The 16,418-nt window shown below is 52.4% G+C and carries 16 protein-coding genes; 10 read left to right on the plus strand and 6 right to left on the minus strand.

The window, feature by feature from the left end:
• Positions 1-62: 62 nt before the first annotated feature.
• Both OGX95_RS12200 and galR read right to left on the minus strand, forming a co-directional pair.
• The gene (locus tag OGX95_RS12200; protein ID WP_286629733.1) at positions 63-1,064 is read right to left on the minus strand and encodes a LacI family DNA-binding transcriptional regulator; all 1,002 of its coding nucleotides are present in this window, start codon (positions 1,062-1,064) and stop codon (positions 63-65) included.
• Between the two features lie 22 nt (positions 1,065-1,086).
• A complete protein-coding gene (galR, locus tag OGX95_RS12205) occupies positions 1,087-2,115 on the minus strand; it encodes an HTH-type transcriptional regulator GalR (RefSeq protein WP_286629593.1) in 1,029 nt (342 codons plus the stop codon).
• Between the two features lie 597 nt (positions 2,116-2,712).
• Between galR and aas the strand changes: the two genes are divergently transcribed.
• Both aas and lplT read left to right on the plus strand, forming a co-directional pair.
• Positions 2,713-4,872 carry a bifunctional acyl-ACP--phospholipid O-acyltransferase/long-chain-fatty-acid--ACP ligase gene (gene aas, locus OGX95_RS12210; RefSeq protein WP_286629594.1) on the plus strand — a complete coding sequence of 720 codons (2,160 nt, stop codon included), beginning with the start codon at positions 2,713-2,715 and terminating at the stop codon, positions 4,870-4,872.
• Positions 4,865-6,058 (plus strand): lysophospholipid transporter LplT, encoded by a 1,194-nt coding sequence (lplT, locus tag OGX95_RS12215; protein ID WP_286629595.1) that lies wholly within the window; start codon positions 4,865-4,867, stop codon positions 6,056-6,058. Before aas ends, lplT begins: the two co-directional genes overlap by 8 nt.
• Positions 6,059-6,149: 91 nt before the next feature.
• Here lplT and OGX95_RS12220 read toward each other — a convergent pair whose 3' ends face one another.
• The 4 genes from OGX95_RS12220 to mutH all read right to left on the minus strand — a co-directional run bounded on the left by OGX95_RS12220 (position 6,150) and on the right by mutH (position 9,145).
• Positions 6,150-7,190: an NADP(H)-dependent aldo-keto reductase gene (locus tag OGX95_RS12220; protein ID WP_137382692.1), complete on the minus strand. Its 1,041-nt coding sequence runs from the start codon at positions 7,188-7,190 to the stop codon at positions 6,150-6,152.
• Between the two features lie 107 nt (positions 7,191-7,297).
• Positions 7,298-7,516, minus strand: coding sequence for a lipoprotein YgdR (gene ygdR / locus OGX95_RS12225; protein WP_005123410.1), 219 nt, complete (start codon positions 7,514-7,516; stop codon positions 7,298-7,300).
• Positions 7,517-7,661: 145 nt separating this feature from the next.
• Positions 7,662-8,375, minus strand: coding sequence for a TerC family protein (locus OGX95_RS12230; protein ID WP_040232169.1), 714 nt, complete (start codon positions 8,373-8,375; stop codon positions 7,662-7,664).
• Between the two features lie 74 nt (positions 8,376-8,449).
• On the minus strand, positions 8,450-9,145 hold the full coding sequence (gene mutH / locus OGX95_RS12235) for a DNA mismatch repair endonuclease MutH (protein WP_286629596.1): 696 nt from the start codon (positions 9,143-9,145) through the stop codon (positions 8,450-8,452).
• A 684-nt stretch (positions 9,146-9,829) separates the two neighbouring features.
• Between mutH and rppH the strand changes: the two genes are divergently transcribed.
• From rppH to OGX95_RS12275, 8 genes are all read left to right on the plus strand, one after another.
• The gene (rppH, locus tag OGX95_RS12240) at positions 9,830-10,360 is read left to right on the plus strand and encodes an RNA pyrophosphohydrolase (RefSeq protein WP_003825602.1); all 531 of its coding nucleotides are present in this window, start codon (positions 9,830-9,832) and stop codon (positions 10,358-10,360) included.
• A gap of 12 nt (positions 10,361-10,372) precedes the next feature.
• Positions 10,373-12,619 carry a phosphoenolpyruvate--protein phosphotransferase gene (ptsP, locus tag OGX95_RS12245; protein ID WP_286629597.1) on the plus strand — a complete coding sequence of 749 codons (2,247 nt, stop codon included), beginning with the start codon at positions 10,373-10,375 and terminating at the stop codon, positions 12,617-12,619.
• A gap of 190 nt (positions 12,620-12,809) precedes the next feature.
• Complete coding sequence (gene lgt / locus OGX95_RS12250; RefSeq protein ID WP_048213109.1) at positions 12,810-13,685, plus strand: prolipoprotein diacylglyceryl transferase; 876 nt, start codon at positions 12,810-12,812, stop codon at positions 13,683-13,685.
• Between the two features lie 6 nt (positions 13,686-13,691).
• The gene (gene thyA, locus OGX95_RS12255; RefSeq protein WP_005123418.1) at positions 13,692-14,486 is read left to right on the plus strand and encodes a thymidylate synthase; all 795 of its coding nucleotides are present in this window, start codon (positions 13,692-13,694) and stop codon (positions 14,484-14,486) included.
• Between the two features lie 184 nt (positions 14,487-14,670).
• Positions 14,671-15,141 (plus strand): prepilin peptidase-dependent protein, encoded by a 471-nt coding sequence (locus tag OGX95_RS12260; RefSeq protein ID WP_286629598.1) that lies wholly within the window; start codon positions 14,671-14,673, stop codon positions 15,139-15,141.
• Positions 15,132-15,695, plus strand: coding sequence for a prepilin peptidase-dependent protein (locus OGX95_RS12265; protein ID WP_286629599.1), 564 nt, complete (start codon positions 15,132-15,134; stop codon positions 15,693-15,695). The genes OGX95_RS12260 and OGX95_RS12265 overlap by 10 nt, the downstream gene beginning before the upstream one ends.
• The gene (locus OGX95_RS12270) at positions 15,692-16,099 is read left to right on the plus strand and encodes a DUF2509 family protein (RefSeq protein ID WP_286629600.1); all 408 of its coding nucleotides are present in this window, start codon (positions 15,692-15,694) and stop codon (positions 16,097-16,099) included. Before OGX95_RS12265 ends, OGX95_RS12270 begins: the two co-directional genes overlap by 4 nt.
• Positions 16,084-16,407, plus strand: a complete 324-nt coding sequence (locus OGX95_RS12275) for a prepilin-type N-terminal cleavage/methylation domain-containing protein (RefSeq protein WP_286629602.1) — start codon at positions 16,084-16,086, stop codon at positions 16,405-16,407. The genes OGX95_RS12270 and OGX95_RS12275 overlap by 16 nt, the downstream gene beginning before the upstream one ends.
• Positions 16,408-16,418 lie beyond the last annotated feature (11 nt).

Raw genomic sequence — 16,418 nt, forward strand, 5'->3', positions numbered from 1 at the left:
GGCCTGTGGAGTCAGTAGGCCGGATAAGACGCTTGCGCCGCCATCCGGCATCTGATTACGAATTACTTATAATACGGCCCTGTCGTCACCGATTCCCGCAACACCAGCGTGCCCGTAAACGGTGGAATGGGGTCTACATTTTCGTCATTAGCCAGACGAATAGCCTGATCGATTGCCGTGGTTATCATGGTATCAATCGGCAGATAGACAGTAGAGAGTCCTGGCTCCAGCCATTTCGCGCTGGGCGCATCATCAAAACCAAACAACGAAACGTCCTCGGGGACCTTGAGTCCAGCCTGATGTAATGCTTTTGATGCACCTAACGCCATGTCATCGTTACAGGCGAACAGCGCACTGAATATCACCCCTTCATCCAACAGTTCACGACAGGCTTCATAGCCCCTGGTCATCGTTGAATCGCCGTATTTGACCCTGGTGGGTTCCCAGGGAATACCGTTTTTTTCCAGCGCCTTACGATATCCCATCAACCGAGATTTACCGGTTGGCGTATGGCCGGGTACAGTGATGCAGGCAATATCACGATGTCCTTGCGAGATGAGGTAATCGACTGCCTGAAACGCCGCGTCTTCCTGTTCAAAGAAAATCGCGCGGTCGCGGGCCTGGCTGACGTCGCGGTTAATGACCAGTAATGGCATATCAATGCGGGTCATCAGCGACATAATCGCTTTTTCGCTCATGTAGCGGGTGTAGAGAATAATGGCGTCGCACTGTCGGTCGGCCAACATTTGAACGGCTTCCTGCTCACGCTCTGGTGTGTCATGGCCGTCGGTGACAATCAGCTGTTTGCCGTGAGACTCCGTCTGGCGCGATGCCTGTTGCAGCAAACGACCAAAGTAGAATCCATCAAATGTAGACACCACTAAACCAATGCTGTTGCTGGTGCGGTTTGCCAGTGAGCGCGCTAAAAAATTAGGCCGATAATCTAATGCCTGCATGGCTTTGAAGACTTTCTGGCGCGTGCTTTCTTTAACCTGCCCCGTACCATTAAGTACGCGTGAAACGGTCGCTTTCGATACGCCAGCATGTCGTGAAACGTCTAACATCGTTGTCATGACGTAATCCTGATTAATCGTTTGACGAAGATTTTCCCGGCTCTGTCAGCGCCGAAACGGAATGCCGACGTACCAGCGTTGGGTTAAAGACGTGAGTGATATCCGGGATCGGGCGTTTTTCGGCCAGCGCCAGCGCCAGCTCGGCGGCCTGGGTTGCCATCGTCACGATCGGGTAGCGTACCGTCGTCAGCCGTGGACGCACGTAGCGTGAAACCAGTACATCATCGAAACCAATTAGCGAGATTTCGCCCGGTACATCAATGCTATTATCATTTAACACACCCATCGCGCCCGCCGCCATTGAGTCGTTATAACAGGCGATAGCCGTGAAGTTTTTGCCGCGGCCAAGCAGCTCAGTCATTGCCTGCTCGCCGCCGCTTTCATCGGGCTCGCCAAACGTGACCAGTCGATCGTTGACCGGAATATTGCTTTCCGCCAGCGCGTCGTAATAGCCTTGTAAACGGTCTTCCGCATCTGAAATGCTGTGGTTGGAACACAGATAACCGATGCGCGTATGGCCCTGCTGAATAAGATGACGGGTTGCCAGCCAGGCACCGTAACGATCGTCCAGCGCAACGCAGCGTTGTTCGAATCCCGGTAAGATTCGGTTAATCAGTACCATACCGGGGATTTGTTTCATCAATGATGCCAGCTCAGCATCCGGGATAATTTTAGCGTGGACCACGAGGGCCGCGCAGCGGTGGCGAATAAGCTGCTCAATCGCCTGACGTTCCTTTTGCTCGTTGTGGTAGCCGTTGCCAATCAGTAAAAAATTACCGGTGTTATAGGCCACCTGCTCGACAGCTTTAACCATTGCCCCAAAGAATGGATCGGACACATCACCTACGACCAGACCGACGGTTTCAGTAGATTGTTGTGCCAGCGCACGCGCGTTGGCATTGGGGTGGTAGCTGAGTGATTCCATTGCACTCGTTACGGCCAGACGCGATGCTTCGCTGGCTTTGGGGGAGTCATTGATCACTCGAGAAACGGTGGCGACTGATACACCAGCTAGTCGGGCTACATCCTTTATGGTCGCCATGATAGTACCTGTTGTGGGTAAACGCTTACATCCCGCCAGTGTTACGGAAAACGGCTGTCTGTTCAAGCAGATTGCCCGTCAGGAGGTCGCAAATGTGAGCGGACACGAGCGAAGTAAGACAGAAAAGTGAAAATGAAAACCTTTGCTTACACTTTGCGATGTGCTGTTGCGATTGTTTGCTGGTGAGGGGAGAGAGCGGATTGATAGAGTTGAGATCCCAGAGGTATTGATAGGTGAAATCAACTTTCGGGTTGATCACATGATTTACACCAGCCTGCGCAGATGCGCAGGTTTTTTTTTGCGTTCAGCGTATCTGTAACAGTAACCGATAATTTACACAACTCGTTGCACTTGGGTTCATTCCTTTGCGTTTTCCAACTGGCGGAACGGCGCGGTGACGACCACAATCAAGATCCCAGAGGTATTGATTGGTGAGATTATTCGGTACGCACTTCGTACCTGTCTCTTGCACCGACCTGCGCGGATGCGCAGGTTTTTTTTCGGAGTTTACTCACCACTTACCTGTCGCGCCCACCCCCCAACTCGTATAATCTGCCACCATTCATCTTTAGATAATCGATGGTACAGGGAGTTGAGATGCTATTCGGGTTTTTTCGTAATTTGTTTCGCGTGCTTTTCCGCGTTCGCCTTACGGGTGATGTCAGTGCGCTACGGGGAGAACGCGTCTTAATCACTCCCAATCATGTCTCTTTTATCGATGGTATGCTGCTGGCGCTGTTCTTACCTATTCGCCCGGTTTTTGCGGTTTACACCTCGATCAGCCAGCAATGGTACATGCGCTGGCTCACTCCGCTGATTGATTTCGTACCGTTAGACCCAACCAAACCAATGTCAATTAAACATCTGGTACGTCTGGTTGAGCAGGGCCGTCCGGTGGTTATCTTCCCGGAAGGGCGTATTTCGACCACCGGTTCGTTGATGAAAATCTATGACGGTGCCGGATTTGTCGCTGCGAAATCGGGCGCGACGGTGGTGCCTGTACGCATTGAGGGTGCGGAACTGAGCTATTTCAGCCGCCTGAAAGGTCTGGTTAAACGGCGCTTCTTCCCGCGCATTCAGTTGCACATCCTGCCTCCCACCAGGCTACCGATGCCGGAAGCGCCGCGTGCACGCGATCGTCGTAAGATCGCCGGTGAAATGCTGCACCAGATTATGATGGAAGCGCGCATGGCTGTGCGACCGCGTGAAACGTTATATGAATCTTTGCTGGCGGCAAAATACCGTTTTGGCGCTGGCAAAAACTGCATTGAAGACGTTAATTTTATCCCGGACAGCTACCGTAAGCTGCTGACCAAAACGCTGTTTGTCGCACGTATTTTGGAAAAGTACAGCGTAGAAGGCGAGAAGATTGGCCTGATGCTGCCGAACGCGGGGATCAGCGCCGCCGTGATTTTTGGTGCCATTGCCCGTCGACGTATTCCGGCGATGATGAACTACACGGCGGGCGTGAAAGGATTAACCAGCGCCATTACCGCCTCCGAAATCAAAACTATTTTTACCTCCCGCCAGTTTCTCGACAAAGGTAAGCTCTGGCATCTGCCGGAACAACTCACCCAGGTGCGCTGGGTGTACCTGGAAGACCTGAAGGCAGATGTGACCTTTGGCGATAAGCTGTGGATTTTTTCACATCTGCTGGCTCCGCACCTGGCACAGGTGAAACAGCAGCCTGAAGAAGCGGCGGTGATCCTCTTTACCTCGGGATCAGAAGGCCATCCGAAAGGTGTAGTGCACAGCCACAAAAGTATTCTGGCGAACGTCGAACAAATTAAAACGATTGCCGACTTTACTGCTGACGATCGCTTTATGTCGGCGCTGCCGCTGTTCCACTCTTTTGGCCTGACGGTGGGGCTATTCACGCCGTTGCTGACCGGTGCTGAAGTGTTTTTGTACCCCAGTCCGCTGCATTACCGCATCGTTCCTGAGCTGGTATATGACCGGAACTGTACCGTGTTGTTTGGTACCTCAACGTTCCTCGGCAATTATGCGCGGTTTGCTCATCCCTATGATTTCCACCGTCTGCGCTATGTCGTTGCCGGAGCCGAAAAGCTGCAAGACAGCACGAAGCAGTTGTGGCAGGAAAAATTCGGTCTCCGCGTTCTTGAAGGCTATGGGGTGACGGAGTGCGCACCTGTGGTGTCGATTAATGTACCAATGGCGGCGAAATCGGGAACGGTAGGGCGCATTCTGCCTGGTATGGATGCCCGACTGTTAGCGGTTCCTGGTATTGAAGATGGTGGGCGTTTACAGCTGAAAGGCCCTAATATTATGAGCGGCTATCTGCGTGTCGAAAAGCCGGGTGTACTGGAAGTCCCAACTGCAGAAAATGCGCAGGGTCAGATAGAACACGGCTGGTACGACACCGGTGATGTTGTGCGCTTTGATGAAAATGGCTTTGTACAGATTCAGGGACGTGCCAAGCGCTTTGCCAAAATCGCCGGTGAGATGGTGTCACTGGAAATGGTTGAACAGCTGGCGCTGGCGGTATCTGCTGACAAAATGCATGCCACAGCTATCAAGAGCGATGCCAATAAAGGGGAAGCGCTGGTGCTGTTTACTACCGACAGCGAGCTGACCCGTGAAAAATTACTCCAGTATGCGCGCATCCACGGCATTCCAGAGCTTGCCGTACCGCGTGATATCCGCCACCTGAAACAACTCCCTCTGCTCGGCAGCGGTAAGCCAGATTTTGTCACACTGAAAAGCTGGGTCGATGAACCGGAAAAACAACATGCGTGAGTCAGTACACACTAGCACTTCAATCTGGTCAAAAGGGATGATGTCCGTTATCGCCGCGCAGTTTTTGTCAGCGTTTGGCGATAACGCGTTGTTGTTTGCTACCCTGGCTTTGCTCAAGGCGCAATTCTACCCGGACTGGAGCCAGCCAATCCTGCAAATGGTGTTTGTAGGTGCTTACATTCTGTTTGCTCCTTTTGTCGGGCAGGTCGCGGATAGCTTTGCGAAAGGCAGAGTGATGATGTTCGCCAACGGCCTCAAGCTACTGGGGGCGGCGAGTATCTGTTTCGGCTTGAACCCGTTTCTGGGGTATACGCTGGTGGGTATTGGCGCAGCAGCTTATTCTCCGGCCAAGTATGGCATCCTGGGGGAGCTGACGACCGGCGACAAACTGGTGAAAGCGAATGGCCTGATGGAGGCGTCAACCATTGCCGCTATTTTGCTGGGTTCTGTTGCAGGCGGTGTGCTGGCCGACTGGCATGTCATTGCTGCGCTCTCCGCTTGCGCACTGGCCTATGCGGGCGCCGTGGTGGCTAACCTGTTTATTCCTAAACTGGCCGCGGCTCGCCCCGGTCAGTCGTGGCATCTGGGGAAAATGACACGGCGCTTTTTCTGCGCAGCGTCTTCGCTGTGGCGCAACGGCGAAACACGTTTCTCATTGGTAGGAACCAGCCTGTTTTGGGGCGCGGGCGTCACACTGCGTTTTCTTCTGGTGTTGTGGGTGCCGGTTGCGCTGGGCATTACCGATAACGCCACACCTACCTATCTTAACGCTATGGTGGCTATCGGGATTGTTGTGGGGGCCGGTGCGGCAGCAAAACTGGTGACGCTGGAAACGGTGTCGCGCTGTATGCCTGCGGGGATACTGATCGGCGTGGTAGTCCTGATCTTCTCGCTCCAGCATGCGCTGTTACCGGCCTATGCCTTACTGATGCTTATCGGCGTGTTGGGCGGTTTTTTTGTCGTACCATTGAATGCGTTGTTACAGGAGCGAGGCAAAAAAAGCGTGGGGGCTGGCAACGCTATTGCGGTGCAAAACCTGGGTGAAAACAGCGCGATGTTGCTGATGCTCGGTATCTACTCACTGGCGGTGTTGGTGGGTATTCCAGCGGTAGCCATTGGCGCTGGATTTGGCGCTCTGTTTGCCCTGGCGATTACGGCGCTGTGGATCTGGCAGCGCCGCCGGTAACATTGCCGGATGACGACGCAAGCGTCTTATCAGGCCTACAGGAAGAACAATTTGTAGACCTGATAAGCGCAGCGCCATCAGGTACTAAAAATTACGGTGCAGGATAGGTATACACCTGATGCACCGCTTCAATCTCCGCCAGTACTTCTTCACTCAACTCCAGATACAGACTTTCAACGTTGGTTTTTAGCTGCTCCATCGTCGTTGCGCCCAGCAGTGTGCTGGCGACAAACGGCTGACGACGAACAAAGGCCAGCGCCATCTGCGCAGGATCGAGGTTATGGCGTTTGGCGATATCCACATAGGCCGCTACCGCTTTTTGCGTTTGCTCGCTGCTGTAGCGCGTAAAACGGCTAAACAGCGTATTGCGCGCGCCGGCAGGTTTCGCACCGTTCAGATATTTACCGGTTAAGGTGCCAAAACCAAGGCACGAGTAGGCCAGTAGCTCAACGCCTTCATACTGGCTCACTTCGGCCAGTCCAACTTCAAAGCTGCGGTTTAGCAGGCTGTACGGGTTCTGGATAGTGGCGATACGCGGCAGGTCATGCTTGTCTGCCAGGTGCAGGTAACGCATTACGCCAAATGCCGTTTCGTTGGAAACACCGATGTAACGAATCTTACCTGCACGCTGAAACTCTGCCAGCGCATCCAGCGTATCCAGCAGGGAAACGACCGGGGCAGAGTCCGTCCAGCTATATCCCAGCTTACCAAAGCAGTTTGTCGGACGCTGCGGCCAGTGGACCTGATAGAGATCGAGATAATCGGTCTGCAGTCTTTTCAGACTGTCGTGCAGTGCTTCGCGGATGTTTTTACGATCCAGCGCCTGATTCGGTCGAATACCGCTGTCATTGTTACGTGCCGGGCCGCTGACTTTAGAGGCAACGATCAGTTTTTCGCGGCTGCCGTGTTTGGCGAGCCAGTTGCCCACGTAAGTTTCGGTGAGTCCCTGGGTTTCTGGGCGAGGCGGTACCGGATACATCTCGGCAACGTCGATTAAATTTATGCCTTGTGCAACGGCATAGTCGAGCTGTGCATGTGCGTCGGCTTCGCTGTTTTGTTCACCAAACGTCATTGTGCCCAGCCCCAGTGTACTGACTTCCAGCGAGCTGTGGGGTATACGGTGATATTGCATAGCCGTTTCCTTTTTATAATCACGACATAAGGATTATAAAAATGGCTGAGGGAAGGGAAAAAGGGAAGCAAAATTGTTAAGGCCAGCAGCGTGGCTGACCTTAACCATCAACGCTCAATAATTTGAGAGACTTCGTCGCGGTTAATTTGCATCGCATTGCCTTGCTGATCGTGATAACTCACCAGACCGGTATCATCGTCAATTTCTGGTTTACCATCGGTCAGGATCATTCGACCATCTTTTGTTGCCATCACATAATCACTGCTGCATCCGGAAACGGCAAAAGCCAGCCCGACGGCGGAAATTAAAACTGCCCATTTTTTCATCTGCTTATCCTCACATGACCTGCGTCTGACACTAGTTTAGTAATAACGCGAAGTTGTGCAGGGTGAAAGCAGTAAAATCTTAATCTGTGAGAGAAGGAAGGTGCCGGGGAGTATTCGCTCCCCATGCGGGGAGCGATAGCGTCTGTCAGAGCGGATTTTTTTTATTGCGCCACAGGTTCAGGGTCTCTACAGCGATAGAGAAGAACATAGCGAAGTAAATGTATCCTTTCGGCACATGGACATCGAAGCTTTCCAGAATTAGCGTGAAGCCAACCAGTATCAGGAAAGAGAGTGCCAGCATTTTTACCGAAGGGTGACGATCAACAAACTCACCGATTGGGCGGGCTGCAAACATCATTACACCCACGGCAATCACGACGGCTGCCATCATAATAAACAGATGATCGGACAAGCCTACTGCGGTGATTACTGAGTCCAGACTGAAGATAATATCCAACAGCATGATCTGCACAATCGCGCCGAGAAAAGAGGAGACCCGGGTTTTCAGCCCTTCCTCTTCGCCCTCAATGGATTCGTGGATCTCTTTACTCGCTTTCCAGATCAGGAACAATCCGCCGAGCAGAAGGATCAGATCGCGCGCCGAAATTGCCTCGCCAAACAGTTCGAATAACGGGTTAGTGAGCCGCGTTACCCATGCGATGGATGCCAGCAGCGCCAGACGCATCACCATCGCCGCTGCCAGCCCGATTCGTCGGGCATGATTGCGTTGTGCTGTTGGGAGTTTTGCTACAACCAGAGAAAGGAAAATAATATTGTCGATCCCGAGAACGATCTCCAGCAGCGTCAGCGTACCGAGCGCCAGCCAGGCGTTAGGATCGGTTATCCATGCAAATAACATCGAACAAAGTCCTGCCAAAAAAAAGAAGCGGTAATTATAGGCGCGTAACGCGACGGGCGAAAGGTCAGGGTGTGTTATTGAGCCTGGATTAGAAAATGCCGTTCCAGCAGTGCGCGCGTGAAGTTCTTTTTCAGGTAAAACCCGCGTGGCAGAGTCAGGATCGGCTCACCATGGGCACCGATAGCCTCGGTAAGCGCCCGGGCGTTGGCGGCTTTTGGGCGTAGTTGTAAAACTTCACCATGACGGGCGGTGATACGTTCGACGTGCCCTAACACAATCATGTCCATTAACTCTTCCCAGTCCAGACGCAACTGTCGATCTTCCTCTTCATTCGGACTCCACAACAGCGGGGAGCCAACGCGACGTTCAGCCACAGGGATGCTGCGTTCACCTTCTACAGGCACCCACAACACGCGTTTAAGCTTGTGTCGAACATGGCTGGTTTCCCAGGTCACGCCGGTATTGCCGGTTAATGGTGCCACGCAGACAAAAGTCGTTTCCAACGGTCTGCCAAGGCTATCCACTGGGATCGTCTTTAACTCCACTCCCAGCGCGGCAAAATCCTGCTCCGGTTTACTGCCCGCACTGGCCCCAAGCCAAATTTCCAGCAGCACGCCAATCCAGCCTTTGTCCCGCTTCAGATCCTTTGGCGCGACGAGTCCTGCCATCGTCGCCAGTTCTCCCAGCGTGTAGCCCGAAAGTTGCCGTGCCTGGTGCAGCAACTGGGCTTCGGATTCAGGAGGAGAAAGCAATGGATGGAGTTCTGGCATCAGGTTTACCCTTGGGTTAAAAAATGAGCAATGATTTTATACCGTGTGGACAGAGTTTATCTTTTTCCACATGCTTTATCCAATTGCATGATTTATATTGGTTTTTATATTTTGATGTAGAAAGTTGCGCAACTGAAAACCGGGTTTTCCAATTCTGGTCACTGACAATGAACAGGATCTTACACCATGTTATCCACAGAAAGATGGGATAACTGTGAAAAACCCCCACTACTGTTTCAATTTACAGCCTTGACGTGCGACGAAAATCGAATTTTCACACAAATTGTGCCTAACTTATTGGCATAATCTGTGGATAAAACCAACGCTGGTCGATCTTTCATCAGCCCGAAGATCGTATGCGTGATGTACATCACATTTCTGCATGTTTAGCTACAGCTTTTGATTTTAACTTGATGAATATATAAGACTATTTTTGTTATGTGACGGATGTCTTATTCAGACTGTTCCGGGTTTTCCCATAGTAATTCCGTACTTCTTCACAACTATATCCACAGAAAAGGTGAATAAAATCGCCTATGTAGCGTATCTTCTGTTTATAACTCGGCCCTTTGCTGTGAGTTATTCAATTGTTATTAGATTATCGCGCCCTTAACAGAGTGGTTTACCGCCCCTCTGGAGTGTGAAACAATCGTTTGTATATAAGGTTTATGTTGAGGTAGTCCGGTGATTGATGACGATGGCTACCGCCCGAATGTAGGGATAGTAATTTGTAACCGCCAGGGGCAGGTCATGTGGGCCCGGCGATTTGGTCAGCACTCCTGGCAATTCCCGCAAGGCGGGATAAATGCAGGAGAGACAGCAGAGCAGGCGATGTACCGGGAACTCTTTGAAGAAGTCGGTCTGAGTCGTAAAGATGTACGGATCCTTGCTTCTACTCGTAACTGGTTGCGTTACAAGTTACCGAAACGTTTGGTGCGTTGGGACACAAAGCCGGTTTGTATCGGCCAGAAACAAAAATGGTTTCTTCTGCAGTTGGTCAGCAGTGATGCTGAAATCAATATGCAAACCAGCAGTACACCTGAGTTCGACGGCTGGCGCTGGGTGAGTTACTGGTATCCGGTTCGACAGGTGGTGTCATTTAAACGCGATGTCTATCGCAGGGTGATGAAAGAATTCGCAAGTGTTGTGATGGCGCTTCAGGAGAGCACTCCTAAGCCGCAAAGCGCACCTGCGTACAGACGTAAAAGAGGTTAAGCTACGCAAATTATGCTCACCCGCCTGCGCGAAATAGTCGAAAAGGTGGCCAGTGCGCCACGTCTCAATGAGGCGTTGAATATTCTGGTTACTGACATCTGTCTTGCGATGGATACAGAGGTCTGCTCGGTCTACCTGGCCGATCACGACCGACGCTGTTATTACCTGATGGCGACCCGAGGACTTAAAAAACCACGCGGTCGCACTGTTGCACTGGCGTTTGATGAAGGGATCGTTGGCCTGGTTGGCAGGCTGGCGGAACCAATTAATCTCGCCGATGCGCAAAAACACCCCAGCTTTAAATATATTCCTTCGGTGAAAGAAGAACGTTTTCGTGCGTTCTTAGGCGTACCGATCATCCAGCGGCGCCAGTTATTAGGCGTCCTGGTGGTACAGCAACGTGAGTTGCGCCAGTACGACGAAAGCGAAGAATCTTTTCTGGTCACGCTTGCCACACAAATGGCCGCTATTCTGTCTCAGTCGCAGTTAACCGCGCTATTTGGGCAATACCGGCAAACGCGTATCCGCGCGTTGCCTGCAGCACCCGGTGTGGCGATCGCCGAAGGCTGGCAGGATGCCACGCTGCCGCTGATGGAGCAGGTGTATCAGGCTTCAACATTGGATCCGGTGCTTGAGCGTGAACGTCTGACTGGCGCACTGGAAGAAGCCGCGAATGAATTTCGCCGCTACAGCAAGCGCTTCGCTGCGGGAGCACAGAAAGAAACGGCGGCGATCTTCGATCTTTACTCGCACCTGCTCTCCGATACCCGTCTGCGCCGTGAGCTGTTTGCAGAAGTGGATAACGGCTCGGTGGCCGAGTGGGCGGTTAAAACCATCATCGAGAAGTTCGCCGAACAGTTTGCCGCGCTGAGCGATAACTATCTCAAAGAACGCGCCGGGGATTTGCGCGCGTTGGGGCAGCGTCTGCTGTTCCATCTTGATGACGCGATCCAGGGACCGAACGCCTGGCCGGAACGTTTCGTGCTGGTGGCGGATGAGCTGTCTGCTACTACGCTGGCGGAACTTCCCCAGGACCGGTTGGTCGGGGTTGTCGTCAGGGATGGTGCCGCCAACTCTCACGCGGCGATTATGGTCCGTGCGCTGGGGATCCCGACCGTAATGGGGGCTGATATCCAGCCGTCTGTGTTGCACCGCCGCACGTTGGTGGTGGATGGCTATCGTGGCGAACTGTTGGTTGATCCGGAGCCGGTATTAATCCAGGAATATCAGCGTCTCATTAGTGAAGAGATCGAACTGAGCCGCCTGGCGGAAGATGATGTTAATCAACCGGCACAGTTGAAAAGCGGCGAGCGCGTGAAGGTGATGCTCAACGCGGGGCTAAGCCCGGAACATGAAGAGAAGCTGGGTAGCCGAATTGACGGTATCGGGCTGTATCGTACAGAAATCCCGTTCATGCTGCAAAGCGGCTTTCCATCTGAAGAAGAGCAGGTTGCGCAGTATCAGGGCATGCTGCAGATGTTTAACGATAAGCCCGTAACTTTGCGTACGCTGGATGTCGGGGCCGATAAACAACTGCCTTACATGCCCATCAGCGAAGAGAATCCGTGCCTTGGCTGGCGGGGGATCCGCATAACGCTCGATCAACCGGAGATCTTTTTGATCCAGGTTCGCGCCATGCTGCGTGCGAATGCGGCAACCGGAAACCTGAGCATTTTACTGCCGATGGTGACCAGTATTGATGAAGTGGACGAAGCGCGACGCCTGATAGAACGTGCCGGACGCGAAGTGGAAGAGATGATCGGCTACGAGATCCCAAAACCACGCATTGGCATCATGCTGGAAGTCCCGTCGATGGTGTTTATGCTGCCGCATTTGGCAAACAGGATTGATTTTATCTCGGTTGGGACCAACGACCTGACCCAGTATATTTTAGCTGTCGATCGGAACAACACGCGCGTTGCCAGTATTTATGACAGCCTGCATCCGGGGATGTTACGTGCGCTGGCAATGATTGCGCAGGAAGCGGAGAAAAGCGGTATCGATTTGCGATTGTGTGGTGAAATGGCGGGGGACCCGATGTGTGTCACCATTCTCATTGGGCTCGGTTTCCGTCATTTATCGATGAACGGGCGTTCTGTTGCACGCGTGAAATACCTGCTGCGCCATATCGATTTTGACGAAGCGCAAACGCTGGCGCAGCGCAGCCTGGAAGCGCAACTGGCGACGGAAGTACGCCATCAGGTGGCGGCCTTTATGGAGCGTCGTGGCATGGGGGGATTGATTCGCGGAGGATTGTAGGCCTGATAAGCGTGGCGCCATCAGGCAATACGGAGGGTAAAGATTACCTATACAGATCTTTTACATCTTCCCGGCATCCGCTGCGATCCCCTTGTGCTATCATTCGCACCTTTGGAGCGCCTGCATTATGCAGGCGCGCTTATCAATTGCTGTCTGACTTCAGCGAAATAACAAGAACTTGTGGTGACAGATGACCAGTAGCTATCTGCATTTTCCGGATTTCGATCCGGTCATTTTCTCAATTGGACCCGTCGCGCTTCACTGGTACGGCATGATGTACCTGGTGGGGTTTATTTTCGCGATGTGGCTGGCGACGCGCCGGGCTAATCGCCCGGGCAGTGGCTGGACCAAAAACGAAGTAGAAAACTTACTTTATGCAGGCTTCCTCGGGGTTTTCCTCGGCGGGCGTATTGGCTACGTGCTGTTCTATAACTTCCCGCTGTTCCTTGATAACCCGCTGTATCTGTTCCGCGTCTGGGACGGGGGCATGTCCTTCCATGGTGGGCTTATCGGGGTGATCCTGGTGATGATTATCTTCGCCAAACGCACCAAGCGTACATTCTTCCAGGTCTCTGATTTTATTGCTCCACTGATTCCGTTTGGTCTGGGCGCAGGCCGTCTGGGTAACTTTATTAACGGTGAACTGTGGGGGCGCGTTGACCCGAACTTCAAGTATGCCATGTTGTTCCCTGGCTCCCGCACTGAAGATATTTTATTGCTGCAAACCAACCCGCAGTGGCAGTCTATTTTTGACACATACGGCTCTTTGCCTCGCCATGCCTCACAGCTTTATGAGATGGCGCTGGAAGGGGTTGTGCTGTTTATCATTCTTAACCTGTTTATTCGCAAACCCCGTCCGATGGGCTCGGTTTCCGGCCTGTTCCTGATTGGCTATGGCGCATTTCGTATTATCGTCGAATTCTTCCGCCAGCCGGATGCACAGTTTACCGGCACATGGGTCCAGTACATCAGCATGGGGCAGATCCTGTCTATCCCGATGATTGTCGCAGGTATTATTATGATGGTCTGGGCGTATCGTCGCAGCCCGCAGCAACACGTTTCCTGAGGAACCATGAAACAGTATTTAGAACTGATGCAAAAAGTGCTGGATGAAGGCACACAGAAAAACGACCGCACCGGAACCGGAACGCTTTCCATTTTTGGTCATCAGATGCGTTTTAATCTGCAGGAAGGGTTTCCGCTGGTTACGACTAAACGCTGCCATTTACGCTCGATCATCCATGAGCTGTTGTGGTTTTTGCAGGGCGACACCAACGTTGCCTACCTGCATGAAAACAACGTCTCAATCTGGGATGAATGGGCTGATGAGAACGGTAATTTAGGTCCGGTGTACGGCAAACAGTGGCGTGCATGGCCAACACCGGATGGCCGTCATATTGACCAGATCACGACAGTGTTGAACCAGTTGAAAAACGACCCGGATTCCCGTCGTATTATCGTTTCCGCGTGGAACGTAGGCGAACTGGATAAGATGGCGTTGGCGCCGTGTCATGCGTTTTTCCAGTTCTACGTGGCGGATGGCAAACTCTCTTGCCAACTGTATCAGCGTTCATGCGATGTCTTCCTCGGTCTGCCGTTCAACATCGCCAGCTACGCCTTACTGGTTCACATGATGGCGCAGCAGTGCGATCTTGAAGTCGGTGATTTTGTCTGGACAGGCGGCGACACGCACCTGTACAGCAACCATATGGATCAAACACATCTGCAGCTTAGCCGTGAGCCACGCGCGCTGCCTAAGCTGGTTATCAAACGTAAGCCAGATTCAATTTTCGACTATCGTTTCGACGACTTCGAAATTGAGGGTTACGATCCGCACCCAGGCATTAAAGCACCGGTCGCTATCTGATCGGGGCTAATTCTGTCACAACCGGCGCCTTACGCGTCGGTTTTTTTTTGCCTTACATTCCATTCTGCGGCGCTGATTCCTGAAATTTTGCAACGTGATGCAATGCGATAAATATTCTCCGTAGCTTGCCGAAGAAGCTGAATTTCTCCCTCGTTATTAATTTCTCTCACGCCATACTGGCGACATGAAAAAACAACAAGGCTACACGCTTCTCGAAACTCTGATTGCGATGCTGATTGTCGCAGTGCTTGGCGCATCGGGGTTGTACGGTTGGCAGCGCTGGCAACAACAGCAACGGTTATGGCAAACAGCCAGTCAGGTGCGGGATTACCTGCTGCAATTGCGTGAAGATGCTAACTGGCGCAATCGCGATCACGTCATCAACGTGCTCCGTGAAGGGGGGTCATGGTGCCTGGCAAGCTCAGCGACGTCACAAACTTCGTGTCAGCCTGATTCACCATTGATATTTACGCCACTCTGGGTTGATGTCGAGATGGCAGAGATAACACCGTCACTGGCTTTTTTTGGCCTACGTAATACAGCGTGGGCCGGGCATATCTACCTGAAGAATGCTGCAGGTGAATGGCGTGTGGTGGTGTCTGGTTGGGGACGAATCAGACTTTGCGAACGCGGTGAGGCAGATCAATGTCGGTAAGTGAACGTGGCTTTTCACTGCTTGAGGTGCTTATCGCTATGGTGATAAGCAGCATTTTACTCCTCAGCGCTGCGCGATTTTTACCTGCGCTGCAGCGAGAGATTTTGCATAACACTCGTCAGCTAGTGCTTGAAGATGAGCTCTGGCAGCGGATCTATACCGTGGCGAAGCATCTCCAGCGGGCTGGTTATTGTCGGGGAAACTGTATTGGAGAAGGGCTGATGATATCAGCCGCGGGAGACTGTGTGATTGCACGCTGGGATGCCAACAGCAACGGTGTCTGGGAAGATATTCCGGCAAGGGAGGCCGATGCCGTTGGGTTTCGTGTTCAAGATAAGGTGCTGGAAACCTTGCGTGGCGCAACAACCTGCGTGGGAAAAGGTTGGGATAAAATGACCGACCCGGATTCTATTCAGATTGAGGTATTTCAGGTGGAGCGCCTGAATATCAGCGGATTTGCGCCAGTGCTTTCGTTGCGCCTGCGCGGGAGAAGCAACGCCAGGCCTCAAAAGGTCATTGATGTAATCTATGACGTCACAGGATTCAACCTGTGAACCGCGAGCGAGGTGTTTCATCGCTTGCAATGGTACTTTTACTCCTGGTACTCGGCAGTCTGTTGCTGCAGGGCGTGAGCCGACAGGAGGCGAGTTTTGCGTCACGGGTGGCAACGGAAAGCCAGTCGCTACAACATCAGGCAATGGTGCAATCCGCCATGGAGTGGGCACGTATGCAGTCCTGGAACTTGCAGATGGCTGCACAGTGTCGACGCTATTCCACGCAGGGCGCGACAGTCTGCCTGCGTGTGATCGACGACGATCTTGTGCTGCTTATTGCGCAATATGAAGGTATATCGCTATGGCGTCAGGGGATGATTATCGAGGGTACTATCGAATTCTCAGCGCATGGCTGGAGCGATTTCTGCCCGTTAAAGGTGCAGGCGTTATGTCTGATCCCCTGAACAGTCAGCGTGGTTTTAGCCTGCCGGAAGTGATGTTGGCGATGGTGCTAATGATTATGATCGTGACAGCACTATCTGGGTATCAGCGGGCGCTAATGAACAGCTTTTTAGTCCGAAGCCAGTACCAACAATTGTGGCATCACGCATGGCAGCAAACACAGTTGCATGTGTTTTCACCACCTTTAAACTGGCAAACTAACCGAATGCAGACAACGGTAGCGGGATGTGTCAGCATCGATGTTAAAATTACTTCCCCTCTGGGCAGGCAGGGTCAGATGACACGACTGCACTGCCCAAATCGTCAGTAGTCAGGAGTTGC

The organism is Citrobacter sp. Cu233, from assembly GCF_030332225.1.
GTDB lineage: Bacteria > Pseudomonadota > Gammaproteobacteria > Enterobacterales > Enterobacteriaceae > Citrobacter.

Excerpts from the sequence above, each read along its gene's own strand:
- OGX95_RS12200 (WP_286629733.1), bottom strand. The coding sequence starts at position 1,064 with ATGTTAGACGTTTCACGACATGCTGGCGTATCGAAAGCGACCGTTTCA.
- galR (WP_286629593.1), bottom strand. The coding sequence starts at position 2,115 with ATGGCGACCATAAAGGATGTAGCCCGACTAGCTGGTGTATCAGTCGCC.
- aas (WP_286629594.1), top strand. The coding sequence starts at position 2,713 with ATGCTATTCGGGTTTTTTCGTAATTTGTTTCGCGTGCTTTTCCGCGTT.
- lplT (WP_286629595.1), top strand. The coding sequence starts at position 4,865 with ATGCGTGAGTCAGTACACACTAGCACTTCAATCTGGTCAAAAGGGATG.
- OGX95_RS12220 (WP_137382692.1), bottom strand. The coding sequence starts at position 7,190 with ATGCAATATCACCGTATACCCCACAGCTCGCTGGAAGTCAGTACACTG.
- ygdR (WP_005123410.1), bottom strand. The coding sequence starts at position 7,516 with ATGAAAAAATGGGCAGTTTTAATTTCCGCCGTCGGGCTGGCTTTTGCC.
- OGX95_RS12230 (WP_040232169.1), bottom strand. The coding sequence starts at position 8,375 with ATGTTATTTGCATGGATAACCGATCCTAACGCCTGGCTGGCGCTCGGT.
- mutH (WP_286629596.1), bottom strand. The coding sequence starts at position 9,145 with ATGCCAGAACTCCATCCATTGCTTTCTCCTCCTGAATCCGAAGCCCAG.
- ptsP (WP_286629597.1), top strand. The coding sequence starts at position 10,373 with ATGCTCACCCGCCTGCGCGAAATAGTCGAAAAGGTGGCCAGTGCGCCA.
- lgt (WP_048213109.1), top strand. The coding sequence starts at position 12,810 with ATGACCAGTAGCTATCTGCATTTTCCGGATTTCGATCCGGTCATTTTC.
- thyA (WP_005123418.1), top strand. The coding sequence starts at position 13,692 with ATGAAACAGTATTTAGAACTGATGCAAAAAGTGCTGGATGAAGGCACA.
- OGX95_RS12260 (WP_286629598.1), top strand. The coding sequence starts at position 14,671 with ATGAAAAAACAACAAGGCTACACGCTTCTCGAAACTCTGATTGCGATG.
- OGX95_RS12265 (WP_286629599.1), top strand. The coding sequence starts at position 15,132 with ATGTCGGTAAGTGAACGTGGCTTTTCACTGCTTGAGGTGCTTATCGCT.
- OGX95_RS12275 (WP_286629602.1), top strand. The coding sequence starts at position 16,084 with ATGTCTGATCCCCTGAACAGTCAGCGTGGTTTTAGCCTGCCGGAAGTG.